Raw genomic sequence first — 13,493 nt, 5'->3', positions numbered from 1 at the left:
GTCAGCCGGTGATCAGCTTTCCAGCCTTGGAAATCCACGAGCCGGCATTTTCGCGCGGCGCAAGCCCGCCGCTCTGCAGCAGCTTGTAGGAATCCTTGTACCAGGAACTGTTCGGATAATTGTGACCGAGCACGGCAGCAGCCGTCTGCGCTTCCTGCGTCAGACCCATCGCAAAATAGGCTTCGGTTAACCGCGCCAGCGCCTCTTCGACATGGCGTGTATTGGAATAATTTTCCACCACTGCACGGAAACGCTTTACTGCGGCAATATATTCACGCCGCTCAAGATAGTAGCGCCCAACCTGCATCTCCTTGCCAGCTAGCTGATCGGTGGCGAAGCGGATTTTAGCTTTCGCATCCTCCGCATATTCGGAATCGGGCCAGCGGGTGACCAGATCCTGCATCGCCTGGATCGTCTGACGCGCTTCCTTCTGGTCCTGGGTAACATCCTTGATCTGGCGGAAATAGCTCAGGCCGATAATGTACTCGGCATAGTCGGCATCTTCGGTGGACGGATAAAGCGTCAGATAGCGTTTGGCCGAACTGATCGCGTCGTCATAGTTTCCCTGACGGTAGTTCGTGAACGCGCTCATCACCATCGATTTGCGGGCGAACTCGGAATAGGGATGCTGACGGTCGACAGCCGCAAATTTGAGGCCAGCTTCTTTCAGGCGGCCCGAATTCAGATTGGCGAGCCCCTGATTGTAAAGCACATCGGCCGGTTCCGTCTGATCGACATATGTCGAAAGGTCGATGTCCTTTTCCGACGACATGCACGCCGACAAAAGCAGAGGAGCCCCAATTACCGAAAATGCCATGAACAGGGCCTTCATCGGCACCTTGATACGATCAGCCCGTTTGAAAAACATGGTTGGATTTCGCCCTTTCGGCGCCATTTCAGTCATCAGCGAGCAGCCATAGACCATAATTACCTTGCCGGGCAACGCTATCGACTGGCAATCGCACATTTTTGTGGCGCGCCGACAAGTCAGGCCGCAATGAAACAATCGCAATCCGCGTGATGCATTTTTGCAACGACGGTTGAAAGCAGCAATAGCCTGAGGCAGCAGGCTCAGATCACCCAAGGCGCATAGACAGGTGCGCTGACGGCGCTCATCTCGGCAGTGCGGCCACGCGCAACGCGCGTCGTTTCAACAATCTCATACGCTGTGCGGTCCGACAGCAGACGGCGAAGCGTGGCCGCATTCAGCCTGTGACCGCCGCGATAAGAGCGAAAACAGCCGACGAAACGCGCACCCGCCAAGGCAAGATCGCCCATCGCATCGAGCGTCTTGTGGCGCACGAACTCGTTGGGATAACGCAAGCCGCCCATATTGATGACGCGATTGTCGTCGCCGATCACCACCGAATTTTCCAGCGAGGAACCCAGCGCATAGCCAGCGGCCCAAAGCCGTTCAACGTCTTTCATGAAGCCAAACGTGCGCGCCCGCGCAATGTCGCGGCGGAAAATATCGGGATTGAGATCGGAGGCAAATTGCTGGCGGCCGATGGCCGGGCTTTCAAAATCGATTTCGATCTCAAACCGCGTTCCCGCATAAGGACGAAATTCCGCCCACGACGCGCCATTTTCGATCCGAACCGGCTTGACGACACGAATGAAGCGCCGTTTTGCAGAAAGTACCTCGATGCCGACTTCATCGATCGCGTCAACAAAAAGAGTGGCGCTGCCATCGAGGATCGGGACTTCACGACCATCGATTTCGATGATGAGATTGTCGATTCCAAGCCCGAGAAGGGCAGCCATCAAATGCTCGACGGTCGCAACATGTTGGCCTGCCGGATCGCCAAGCATCGTACACAGATCGGTTGAGCCGACTTCCGAGACGAGCGCGCGCATTTCCTTGCCCGGCTCAACTCCATCTGAAAACTGGAAAACGATGCCGGTATCGGCACCGGAAGGCACGAAACTACAGGAAACGGGTTTGCCGCTGTGAACACCGGTTCCAGCAAGCGTAACACGCGACTTGATTGTCGTTTGATAACCGTTCAAATCGATCCCCGTATGCCCAAGCTCATCGTGTCCGCACTATCTATATCGAGTTCGCGGCTCCTGATGGCACAGGCAAAAGGACTATTTCCCCAAGAATCCACATACCATTTTGTGCCACCGCGAAGATAATGGCGCGCTAGGCAGACTCCAAATCACGCTTTTTTACCTCTTGTAACGGCGAGGCAATTGAGATGGATCGTACAACGTATTGATTTTATTGATATATATAGGTTAACAGGCGGGCGATTGCTCGCCCGCCTGTTAACGAGTGTTACATTCCGTTAGGAATCAGTTTGCCTGGCGGCGCAGGAAGGCTGGAATTTCCAGCTGATCTTCGTCCTGATTCTCCCGTACAGGCGCGGCAGCCCGTCCGTGATCGTCCAACTGGCCACGGCGTGGCGCATAGAGCTGCGGATCATGGGTGGCAAGGCGGCGCACTTCTGCGCCGGGCTGACGCAATTTTGCTTCGCGCGGTTGCGCTGGCTGCAACCGGGCAGGTTCTTCTTCCCGGCGGGTGAGCCCATTGGTCAGGCGCTTCAGGAGGCCCATTGGTCCGCGATCCTCGTGATCGGCAGGATGCGTGCCGGCTTCCAGTTCGGCCTTGACCACCGGTGGAAAATCCTCGACCCGAGGCATCCGTTGCTGCGGTGCGCTGGCAATCGGTTGCGGCGTCGGCCGGGGTTGCTGTGGCGCGGCCTGTTGGATGGGCTGAGGCGCGGCTTGCTGGACAGGCTGGGGTGCGGCTGGCTGCGCCTGAACTGGCGCAGGCGGTGCCTGGAACAACTTGCTTTGCGGACGAAACTCGTCGGCCTGTGCTGTTGCCACTGGGCGCGGCGTCATTGCTGCCGCATTTGATTCCGCCATCTGGATTGCTTCCGCAACCGGGTCGGAACGGACGTCCTGAGCCGCGATTGCCGGGCGCGCCTCCGCCGCTGGAGCGGCTGGACGAGCGATTGATTTCGGCTGCGCCTGGCGTATGGCGATCGGAGCAGCAGCGATATCGACGGCTGATTTGTCGATGCCGGTCGCAACAACCGACACGCGAATAACGCCTTCGAGCTCTTCGTCGAACGTCGCGCCCAGAATGATGTTGGCGTCCTGATCCACTTCTTCACGGATTCGCGTCGCGGCCTCATCAACCTCGAACAGCGTCAGGTCACGGCCACCCGTGATCGAGATCAACAGGCCCCTTGCACCCTTCATCGAAGTCTCGTCAAGCAGCGGATTGGCGATTGCGGCCTCGGCAGCAGCCATTGCACGGCCCTCGCCCGAAGCTTCGCCCGTACCCATCATCGCCTTGCCCATTTCGCGCATGACCGAGCGAACATCGGCAAAGTCGAGATTGATCAGGCCTTCCTTGACCATCAGGTCGGTGATGCAGGCGACGCCCGAATAGAGCACCTGATCGGCCATGGCGAAGGCGTCGGCAAAGGTCGTCTTGTCGTTCGCCAGCCTGAACAGGTTCTGATTGGGGATGACGATGAGCGTATCGACGCATTTCTGCAATTCCTCGATACCCTGATTCGCCGTTTTCATGCGGCGTTGCCCCTCGAAATGGAAAGGCTTTGTCACCACACCAACGGTAAGAATGCCTTTTTCACGCGCGGCGCGCGCAACAACGGGAGCAGCACCTGTGCCCGTGCCACCGCCCATGCCGGCGGTAACAAAGCACATATGTGTATTGGACAGATGATCGTTGATCTCGTCGATGCACTCTTCGGCGGCGGCCCGACCGACTTCCGGCTGCGATCCAGCACCCAGCCCTTCAGTCACATGCGCGCCAAGCTGGACCAATCGCTCGGCCTTCGACATTGTCAGCGCCTGTGCGTCAGTGTTGGCCACCACGAACTCGACACCGCGCAAACCCGCGGTGATCATGTTATTGACAGCGTTACCGCCCCCGCCGCCAACACCGAATACGGTGATGCGTGGCTTGAGCTCGGTAATATCCGGCTTCTGCAGATTGATGGTCATTGTCCTCGTCCTTTGCCTTTCCCGCCGCTTCGCCGCCGCGGCCGCCTATGGGGCTGTCCCCGCCAACTCTAGAAACTGTCTCTCAACCACTGACTCATGCGATGCAGTTTTCCGTCCGTTCCGGTCATCTTGAAACCGGAAATGCCTTTTGCAGCGCGGCTCTCAAATTCTGCCACCTGCGGATAAATCATGAGGCCGACCGCCGTCGAAAATGCCGGTCCCTTGGCCGCCTCCGGTAAACCGGCAACTCCGAGCGGACGCCCGGTGCGCACATTGCGACCAAGAATGCGGCGCGCTGCTTCAGGCAGACCCGATAGCTGGCTGGCACCACCGGTCAGAACGACCCGCTTGCCAATCGCAGCGCCATAGCCCGACTTGTTGATACGGTCGCGCAGTATTTCCAGCGTCTCATCGACGCGGGCGCGAATAATACGCGTCATGACGGCGCGCGGCACCTGCTGCACCGTCTCGGTATCGTCACCAATGGGTTGAATGGAGACCAGATCACGATCATCGGCACTTCCCGGCAAGGCCGACCCGTGCATGACCTTCAACCGTTCCGCAGCCTCAAGCGAAGTGGACAGGCCTTTTGCCATATCCAGCGTAACGTGATTGCCACCGACCGGTATGGAGTCGCCAAAAACGAACCGGCCTTCGGAAAATATGGATATCGTCGTCGTGCCACCGCCCATGTCGATGCAGGCAGCACTCATTTCCAATTCATCGTCAACCAGTGCGGCAAGCCCGCTGGCATAAGGCGTCGCCACCATCTTCTCAACGGAGAGATGCGAGCGATTGATACTCAGTTCGAGATTGCGCAAGGGCGCTGCATCACCCGTCAGCACATGCATGTTGACGCCCAGCATATCGCCAACCATGCCGCGCGGGTCACGCACACCGCGTTCAGCGTCGAGCGTATATCCGACCGGCAGCGAATGAATGACTTCACGCTCGGCCTTCAAAGCCTGGCGCGCGCCCGCAGCAAGCACACGCTTGATATCGGACTCATCGACTTCCTGGCCACGCAGATTGATCGTAGCCGAAAACGTTTCGCTTTTCAGTCGTCCCGCAGTCATGTTGACGATCAGCGGATCGACAGTCAGACCGGCCATGCGCTCAGCAGAATCAACGGCAAGACGAATGGCGCGTTCCGCTTGATCGAGATTGACAATCACCCCCGATTTCACGCCATGCGATTTCTGATGGCCTATGCCGATCACCTGAATTCGGTGCGACCTTCCGCGCAACAGCTTGCCATCCTCGCATGGCTTCAGTTTTGCAACGACACAACAGACCTTGCTTGATCCCACGTCGAGGACCGTGAGCGTCCCCGAACGGCGCGAAGCTGCATCGCCATGTCCGCCGAGCCAACTCATATATTCTTCTCCTGACCGCGACCGGCATTCTTCGATTTTTCGGCCAAAGCAACTTTGCGCGCGGACAGCCCTTCGGGCGACAATTCCAATGCCAACCGGTCGGGAAGACGCATATCCACAGCCACGATATCGCGGCTCAACAATCCGTCCTCGCGATCCAGCTTGACAAGACTTGCAAGCGCAGCATTCTCGCCACTCTCGGGCAGCTTTACGGTCACTCCATTATCAAGCTTCAGATCCCATCGCCGATCCCCAACGCGCACATATCCTTTCGCTCGGGCTGCAAGTTGCGGAAATTTGTCAATCATGGCTAGCAAAGCCGGCGCATGCTCAGGCGCACCGGGGCCGACAATCAACGGCAAGGCCGCCAACGCGCCACCGGAAAAAGGTGCAATGACGCGCCCGGAACGTTCAATGACATTGAGTGATGAGCCTTGCTGCCAAAGCGCAAATGCTTTTCGCTCATCGACACGGATTTCAAGCGTATGCGGATAAATCTTGCGCACGGCGGCAAACTCCACCCAGGCAAGAGAGGCAATTCGATCACGCGCGGCCGTCGCGTCAAATCCTACCAGCGAGGTCCAGCCGTTCAGTTCCAGCTTGTCGAGAATATCAATCTCGGAAGTCTCGCGATTTCCAACGACCTTGATCTGATCGACAGCAAAACCGGTTCGAGCCGTGACCCCTTGAACGAAATCATCAAGATGCCCACCAAGATATGCACCATAGGCGACACTGGATGAAAGCAGGGCAGCAGAAACAATGGTTGCCGCAAATCTTGGTGCTTGAAAACTGCCATCGCAAATCCGCGCGAACAGACGCGCAGGACGACGCAACAACCGGGGCAGCACAAAATGGCCGACATTGACGGAAGCACCAAACAGCGTCCAGCCGCTGGCTCCGTCTTGCATTTGCCGTCCCCTTCTCAACGCAGACACGAAGCGTCCTCCACCATCCAACTCAACAATTCGCCGAACGAGTGCCCCGCATGGGCAGCAATTTCAGGCACAAGCGACGTCGGCGTCATGCCCGGCTGGGTATTGACCTCCAGCCAGACAACCTCGCCATTTTCGGAGTAACGGTCGTCGTAACGGAAGTCTGACCGGGACACGCCCCGGCACCCGATCGCTTGGTGAGCCTTAAGCGACAGTGTCAGTATTTTTTGGTAAATATTCGGTGAAATTTTTGCCGGGCATTCGTGTTTTGACCCCCGACAACGTATTTTGAATCATAATCGTAGAATGAATGACCCGTTGGCACGATCTCGCAGACGCCGAGCGCAACATCACCCATGACCGCACAGGTGAACTCGCGTCCATGGATATATCGCTCGACCATCACCGTATCGCCATACTTCCAGCCCGACGAAGCGATGACCTGCGGCGGATGCGACTGCCCTTCCTTGACGATAACGACGCCGAAACTCGACCCCTCATTCACCGGCTTGACCACATATGGCGGCTGCATGGGATGCTTGTCGCCGATCGAAAAGCGATCGACGATCTTCGATTCCGCCACCGGCAGGCCAGCAATCTTGCCAATCTTCTTGGCCTTTTCCTTATCCATCGCCAGTGCGGAAGCAAGAACGCCGGAATGGGTGTAGGCAATGGCGAGATATTCCAGGATGCCCTGAATGGTTCCATCCTCGCCGAAAGGGCCATGCAGCGCATTGAAAGCGACATCGGGCCTGAGACTATCGAGCACACTGCTGACATCGCGGCCGACATCGACCCGCGTAACCTTGTAGCCTTCAGCTTCGAGAGCATCGGCGCAAGCCTTGCCCGAAGACAACGACACCGGCCGCTCAGCCGAAAAACCACCCAAAAGGACAGCTACGTGTTTTTTCTTCATTCGCCGTCTTCCCCTCGCGGCGGGCCACCAACATCGTTCCCCAATGTGAGAGCCAGAATCTTCCGACAGGTTGCCCCCCAGACGGAAAATTCGACCTACGCACAAAACGACTCAATTCAGGAAACGCTTTTGCCCAAAGAATCAGAGAGTTGATTCTCTGGCAAGCCTTTAAGATTCCGAGAGATTCACTTTCTGGCAAAACAACGAAGAAAACTGCCGAGGTGAGTCTTCAGAGCAACTGCCCGAGGAATTCCTGGACCGTATGACCGGCACGGAAGTCGCCAATGCGCTTGATTTCCCAATGCAGACGAATCCCGGAATGTTCGAGAACCCGCGCACGCACCGTCTCGCCCAGATGCTCCAGATCGTATCCCGTTGCCGCACCGGTGTTGATCATGAAGTTGCAATGCATCGGTGATATTTGTGCGCCACCAATCATCAGCCCTCTGCAACCGGCATCGTCAATTACCTTCCAGGCGGAACTGCCCTCCGGGTTCTTGAAGGTCGAACCGCCGGTCTTTTCACGTATAGGCTGAACCGTCTCACGATGATGCTGGACACTGTCCATCGCTGCCTTGATCGAGGATTTGTCTTCGGCAGTCCCTTCAAAAACCGCTGAGGTGAAGATGAGGTCGCTCGCCACGGCAGAATGGCGGTAGGCATAACCCATCTCGGCATTGGTAAAGGTGTGTGGCTTGCCCTGGCGATCAAGCGCGCGCACTTCAACGACACGTTCGCACGTCTCCGTGCCATTGGCCCCGGCATTCATGCGCAAGGCTCCGCCAATCGCCCCAGGAATACCATGATAAAAATGAAAGCCGCCGATTTCTGCTTCCAACGCTACTGCCGCAACGCGTTTGTCCGGCGTTGCCGCACCGGCAGCGATCCTCGTGTCACTGATCGCCTTGGCTTCGCCAAATCCTTTTGCCGACAAGCGGATGACAAACCCGCGAATGCCACCATCGCGAACCAGTAGGTTTGAGCCAACACCGACGACCGTGAGCGGGATGTTTTCGGGAACGACTTTCAAGAAAGCCGCGAGGTCAGCCTCATCCGCCGGCTGGAACAAGGCATCGGCAAGCCCGCCTGCTCTGAACCAGGTGATCTTGTCCATTTCTGCGTTTGGAGTGATACGCCCCCGCAGACCGGAAAGCCGGTCACTGAGCGTCTCAAGCAATTCATCGCCACGGCTCAAGCTGCTGCCTCATCAAGTTCCCTGGGCAAGGCATAGGCCCATTGAGTGATATTGCCCGCACCCAGAAATATGATGATATCGCCGGATTTTGCTAGGCTGCGCACCAGTGGCGCAATGGCGGATGGAGCATCGATGTAGCGCGCGTCGCGATGCCCGCCAGCGCGTATGCGCGCGACCAATGCTTCCGAAGTTGCCCCTTCTATCAGGTCCTCACCGGCTGCATAGACAGGAGCGACGAGAACCGTGTCGGCATCATTGAAGCACGCGGAAAAATCGTCGAACAGATCGTGCAAGCGCGTGTAACGATGCGGTTGGGCAATGGCGATAACGCGCCCTGCCGCTGCATCCCGGGCCGCACTCAAGACAGCGCTGATTTCAACCGGGTGATGCCCGTAATCGTCAAAGATTTCGACGCCGTGCCACGAACCGGTATGCGTGAAGCGCCGCTTGACACCGCCAAATGCCGATATGCCCTTGCGGATCGCATCGCCAGACAGGCCAAGTTCATGCGCGACAGCAATGGCAGCAGTCGCATTGGAAACATTGTGATGCCCCGGCATGGGCAGGCGCAAATCCTTGATAACAACGTCATTGTCAGATTTACGGCTGCGGATGACCACATCGAACACCGAAATCGCGCCATCCATGCGACGGTTTGTAAACCGCACATCGGCCTGAGCGTTCTCGCCATAGGTGATGACGCGCCGGTCCTCAATGCGCCCGACCAGCGCCTGAACTTCCGGGTGATCGGTACACATGACACCAAAACCATAGAACGGCACGTTTTCAACAAACTGGCAAAAAGCCTCGCGGACACGCTCGAAACTGCCATAGTGATCGAGATGTTCCGGATCGATATTCGTCACCACGGCAATATCGGCGGGCAGTTTCAAGAATGTGCCATCGCTCTCATCGGCTTCCACCACCATCCACTCACCATCGCCCATGCGCGCATTGGTGCCGTAAGAATTGATGATACCGCCATTGATGACCGTCGGGTCCAAGCCGCCCGATTCCAAGATCGTTGCCACCATCGATGTCGTCGTTGTCTTGCCATGCGTGCCGCCAATCGCGACAGCCTGTCTGAAGCGCATCAACTCGGCAAGCATTTCGGCACGGCGAACCACCGGCAGCAGTCTTTCGCGCGCCGCCATCAGTTCAGGATTCGATTTCCTGATTGCGGTAGAAACGACGATGACTTCGGCATCACCAAGATTTTCGGCACGGTGGCCCACGAAGCACTCAATGCCTTTTTCACGCAAGCGCTGCACATTGGCACCATCGGCCTGATCCGATCCCTGCACCTTGTAGCCAAGATTGTGCAGGACTTCGGCAATACCGCTCATGCCGATACCGCCAATGCCGATAAAATGCACAAGGCCGATCGTCTGCGGCATCTTCATGCGTGCATGTCCTTTCTGAATTCATCCACCGATTCGCCCGAGGCAATAGCCTCTGCCAGATCGGCGAGCAAGCGTGTCGCATTCGGTTTTCCGGCTGACCTTGCAGCTTCGGCCATCGTATAAAGTTCATCTGGGGCATCCATGAGGTCGCCGATGAGTTTTGCGATACGCTCTGCCGACAGGGTTGATTGCGGATGAACCTGCGCGCCACCGGCAGCCGCCAACGCCGCTGCATTTGCCGCCTGATCGTGATCCAGCGCATAGGGATAAGGCACCAGAAGTGCTGGGCGGCCCATCACCGCAATTTCCGATACCGTCGATGCGCCCGAGCGGGAAATCACCAATTGTGCACGCGCCATGCGCTCAGCCATATCCGTGAAGAAAGGCAACACCTGAGCCTCAATGCCAAGCTTGGCATAATCTGCGCGAACCCGTGCCACGTCGTTGGCGCGCGCCTGCTGTGTGATTTCCAACCGCTGGCGTTGCGCGCTCGACAAAAGGGCGATTGCTTCGGGTAGCGCATCGGAAAAGAATTGAGCGCCCTGGCTTCCGCCGAAGACGAGCAAGTGAAACGCCTCTCCATCACGAGAAGGCGCATAAGCCATTTTTGACGCCGCCAGAACCTGTGGCCGCACCGGGTTTCCGGTTGCCACCGTCTTGACACCGGCCGAACTGCTGTCCTGTGGCAGGAAACCGCCTGCAATTGCATCGACGCGCGACGCCAACGCCCGATTGGCACGCCCCATGACGGCATTCTGCTCATGGATCAGCGTCGCCACTTTGCGTCTGGTTGCGGCATACAGAGGCGGCAACGTCGGATAACCACCAAAGCCGATCACCACGTCCGGCTTGATACGCCTGAGAATGACCGAAGCCTGACGAACACCACGCCAGAGTTTCCAGAATGTCGCAACCAGCGCCACCGGGTTTTTCGAACCGATCGTCGCCGATTTGATCTGATGCACTTCTTTCGCCGGAAAATGGCTGGCAAAACGTTCGGCCCGATCATCGGTGGCTAGATGGACAATCCATCCACGCTCGCCAAGTTCGTGCGCCAAAGCCTCGGCTGGAAAGAGATGGCCGCCGGTTCCTCCCGCCGCGAGCAATATGACCCCTTTCGCCATTTATTGCGCCGGCATGACACGCTGCGCGTGACCGAGAAAGCCTGATTGCTTGCGTTTTTCCGGTTTCTTGCGCGTCAGCGCCAACACCATGCCCATCGAGATGGCAATCGCGATTTGCGACGAACCACCGTAGGAAATGAAGGGTAACGTCATGCCCTTGGCTGGCATCAATTGCAGGTTCACGGCCATGTTGATGACCGACTGAAGGCCAAACACCGTGACGAGACCGCCAATCGCATAGCGCGAAAAATCATCATGTTCCTTGAACGCAGAACTCAAGCCTCGCAGCACGATGAAAGCAAAGATCAGCATGATGGCAAAACACATGATCAGGCCGAACTCCTCGCCGGCAACAGCGAAAACGAAATCCGCATGACTATCTGGAATAACGCGCTTTATGGTGCCCTCGCCCGGACCAACACCAAACCAGCCTCCATTCACCAACGCCTCATGTCCCATATCGACCTGAAACGTATCGCCCTCACCGGTCATGAACCGGTCGATGCGCCCGGCAACATGGGGAAACACCTCATAGGCGGCATAAACCCCTCCAAGGCCGAGAATGCCCAAGGCGAAAATCCATACCCAAGAAAGGCCAGCCATGAAAAACATCACGCCCCAGGTTCCGGCAACCAGCATGGTCTGCCCAAGGTCCGGTTGGGCCACGAGGAGCGAAATCACCAGGACCAGAAGGATCATCGCAAACAGGTTGCCGGGAATTTCAGGTTGGCGCTTGTGTTCAGCAAACAACCACGCGCACATGACAACGAAAGCAGGTTTCAAAAACTCCGAGGGCTGTATGGATAGGCCCATCAGGGAAACCCAGCGTCGCGCACCTTTCACTTCGACGCCGATATACAAAACGACCACCATCAGCACCAGCATCGTGCACAGCATGGCCAGAGCCAGACGCCGGATTTGCCGGGCATTCAGAAACGATACCGCCAACATGACGCCAAGTGCCGCGATCGTGAAAATGATCTGGCGCGTAGCAAAGTGAAAAGGATCAAGACCGATACGTTCGGCGACCGCAGGGCTTGCGGCAAAAGACAGCACAATGCCGAGTCCCATCAGCGACAGGAATGCGGCAAGAAACCAGCGGTCAATCGTCCACCACCAGTTGGCAACCGGGCTTGTGTCGAGACGGCTTTGCATTATCGTGTCCCTCCAATGGGCTTCACGCCTTCAATAGCAGCCGCAACTTGCCTGAAGGCTTCGCCGCGAACTTCAAAATTCCTGAACTGGTCGAAACTGGAGCAAGCCGGCGACAACAGCACCACGGCCTCGCCGCTGGGATCGTCTTGCGCGTCACGCGCCGCATGTTCAACAGCCGACGCCAGCGTACCTGAAATCTCGTAAGGCACGTTCTCACCCAGCGTTGCCGAAAACGCCGGTGCTGCCTCCCCGATCAGGTAAGCCTTGGCGATACGCGGGAACAGGGGACGCAGCGGCTCTATACCGCCTTCTTTCGCCAAGCCACCGGCAATCCAGTAAATGCGACGAAAACTCGACAGTGCAGGTGCCGCCGCATCCGCATTGGTAGCCTTTGAATCGTTGACGAACAAAACATGGCCCTTGCGGCCAACCTGTTCCATACGGTGTTCAAGACCGGGGAAACTCTCAAGACCCGCCTGGATTTCGCCAAGCTCAAGCCCCACGCGCAGGCCGGCGGCAACAGCCGCGAGCGCATTTTGCGCGTTGTGTTGACCGCGCAGCGAACCGATACCTTCCAGAAAACCGATCCGGCTGTAACGGCCGCCAACGGCTTCCATCAAATTCTCGCCATCAGCGAAATAACCATCAGTCAATGGCAGGCGTTTGGAGATACGCACCACATCCTTGCCTGCCCACTCCAGCCGATCGGCAATTTGTGCGCCATAGGAATCATCAACCCCGATGATCGCCGTTTCGCTGCCCGCAACCAACCGCTCCTTCACCGCCACATAGTGCTGCATGGTGCCGTGCCGGTCGAGATGATCGGGCGTGAGATTGAGAAGGACACCGGCAGTTGGATTGATCGAGGGAGCCAGTTCAATCTGATACGAGGAGCACTCGACCACATAGTGACGCTCTGCCGCCAGTGGATCGAGCGTCATCACCGCGCGCCCGATATTGCCTCCCATCTGCGAATCGCGACCGGCAGACTTCAGGATATGCGAAAGCAGCGCCGTGGTCGTTGATTTGCCATTGGTTCCAGTGATGGCAATGAAGGCGGGGGTGGACCCGCTGGCGATCCGCTCGCGCGTAAACAGTTCGATATCGCCAATCACCTCCACCCCCGCGCCGCGCGCCATTTCAACCGTCCAGTGCGGTTTGGGATGGGTCAGCGGCACGCCGGGCGACAGGACACACGAGGAAAACGAACTCCAGTCGCAACCGCGCAGATCTTCTGTCACAATACCCTGCGCAGCGGCATTGGCGACACTTTGAGGATTGTCATCCCATGCCAGCACGTCAGCCCCGCCCGCCACAAGCGCACGCCCTGTCGCGATCCCCGATCCGCCAAGACCGAAGATCGCTACGCGTTTGCCTGCAAAGGTTGTTGCTGGGATCACGGACA

The 13,493-nt window shown here is 57.5% G+C and carries 10 protein-coding genes and 1 pseudogene; all 11 read right to left on the bottom strand.

The annotated features are described in order from the left end of the window. Nucleotide 1: 1 nt before the first annotated feature. The 11 genes and pseudogenes from AC0L7S_RS13990 to murD all read right to left on the bottom strand — a co-directional run bounded on the left by AC0L7S_RS13990 (nt 2) and on the right by murD (nt 13,488). A complete protein-coding gene (locus AC0L7S_RS13990) occupies nt 2-868 on the bottom strand; it encodes an outer membrane protein assembly factor BamD (protein WP_473474299.1) in 867 nt (288 codons plus the stop codon). Between the two features lie 203 nt (nt 869-1,071). Continuing rightward, the gene (lpxC, locus tag AC0L7S_RS13985) at nt 1,072-2,010 is read right to left on the bottom strand and encodes a UDP-3-O-acyl-N-acetylglucosamine deacetylase (RefSeq protein WP_473471605.1); all 939 of its coding nucleotides are present in this window, start codon (nt 2,008-2,010) and stop codon (nt 1,072-1,074) included. 288 nt (nt 2,011-2,298) lie between these two features. Next, a complete protein-coding gene (gene ftsZ / locus AC0L7S_RS13980; RefSeq protein WP_473471604.1) occupies nt 2,299-3,984 on the bottom strand; it encodes a cell division protein FtsZ in 1,686 nt (561 codons plus the stop codon). A 68-nt stretch (nt 3,985-4,052) separates the two neighbouring features. Next, on the bottom strand, nt 4,053-5,360 hold the full coding sequence (ftsA, locus tag AC0L7S_RS13975; protein ID WP_473471603.1) for a cell division protein FtsA: 1,308 nt from the start codon (nt 5,358-5,360) through the stop codon (nt 4,053-4,055). Further along, nucleotides 5,357-6,298, bottom strand: coding sequence for a cell division protein FtsQ/DivIB (locus AC0L7S_RS13970; protein ID WP_473471602.1), 942 nt, complete (start codon nt 6,296-6,298; stop codon nt 5,357-5,359). The genes ftsA and AC0L7S_RS13970 overlap by 4 nt, the downstream gene beginning before the upstream one ends. Next, a pseudogene (locus tag AC0L7S_RS13965) lies at nt 6,286-7,211 on the bottom strand (D-alanine--D-alanine ligase). Before AC0L7S_RS13965 ends, AC0L7S_RS13970 begins: the two are co-directional and overlap by 13 nt. Nucleotides 7,212-7,440: 229 nt before the next feature. Continuing rightward, entirely contained in the window at nt 7,441-8,406 is a 966-nt protein-coding gene (murB, locus tag AC0L7S_RS13960; RefSeq protein ID WP_473471601.1) for a UDP-N-acetylmuramate dehydrogenase, read from the bottom strand. Next, nucleotides 8,403-9,809, bottom strand: coding sequence for a UDP-N-acetylmuramate--L-alanine ligase (murC, locus tag AC0L7S_RS13955; protein ID WP_473471600.1), 1,407 nt, complete (start codon nt 9,807-9,809; stop codon nt 8,403-8,405). Before murC ends, murB begins: the two co-directional genes overlap by 4 nt. After that, entirely contained in the window at nt 9,806-10,933 is a 1,128-nt protein-coding gene (gene murG / locus AC0L7S_RS13950; RefSeq protein WP_473471599.1) for an undecaprenyldiphospho-muramoylpentapeptide beta-N-acetylglucosaminyltransferase, read from the bottom strand. The genes murC and murG overlap by 4 nt, the downstream gene beginning before the upstream one ends. Further along, on the bottom strand, nt 10,934-12,088 hold the full coding sequence (ftsW, locus tag AC0L7S_RS13945) for a putative lipid II flippase FtsW (RefSeq protein ID WP_473471598.1): 1,155 nt from the start codon (nt 12,086-12,088) through the stop codon (nt 10,934-10,936). It lies immediately after the preceding gene. Then, nucleotides 12,088-13,488 carry a UDP-N-acetylmuramoyl-L-alanine--D-glutamate ligase gene (gene murD / locus AC0L7S_RS13940; RefSeq protein WP_473474298.1) on the bottom strand — a complete coding sequence of 467 codons (1,401 nt, stop codon included), beginning with the start codon at nt 13,486-13,488 and terminating at the stop codon, nt 12,088-12,090. Before murD ends, ftsW begins: the two co-directional genes overlap by 1 nt. Between the last annotated feature and the right edge of the window lie 5 nt (nt 13,489-13,493).

Source organism: Mesorhizobium sp. G2-6-1, assembly GCF_055809095.1.
This window is presented reverse-complemented; position numbering and strand designations above follow the sequence as displayed.

Excerpts from the sequence above, each read along its gene's own strand:
- murG (WP_473471599.1), bottom strand. The coding sequence starts at position 10,933 with ATGGCGAAAGGGGTCATATTGCTCGCGGCGGGAGGAACCGGCGGCCAT.
- AC0L7S_RS13990 (WP_473474299.1), bottom strand. The coding sequence starts at position 868 with ATGTTTTTCAAACGGGCTGATCGTATCAAGGTGCCGATGAAGGCCCTG.
- ftsW (WP_473471598.1), bottom strand. The coding sequence starts at position 12,088 with ATGCAAAGCCGTCTCGACACAAGCCCGGTTGCCAACTGGTGGTGGACG.
- ftsZ (WP_473471604.1), bottom strand. The coding sequence starts at position 3,984 with ATGACCATCAATCTGCAGAAGCCGGATATTACCGAGCTCAAGCCACGC.
- ftsA (WP_473471603.1), bottom strand. The coding sequence starts at position 5,360 with ATGAGTTGGCTCGGCGGACATGGCGATGCAGCTTCGCGCCGTTCGGGG.
- murC (WP_473471600.1), bottom strand. The coding sequence starts at position 9,809 with ATGAAGATGCCGCAGACGATCGGCCTTGTGCATTTTATCGGCATTGGC.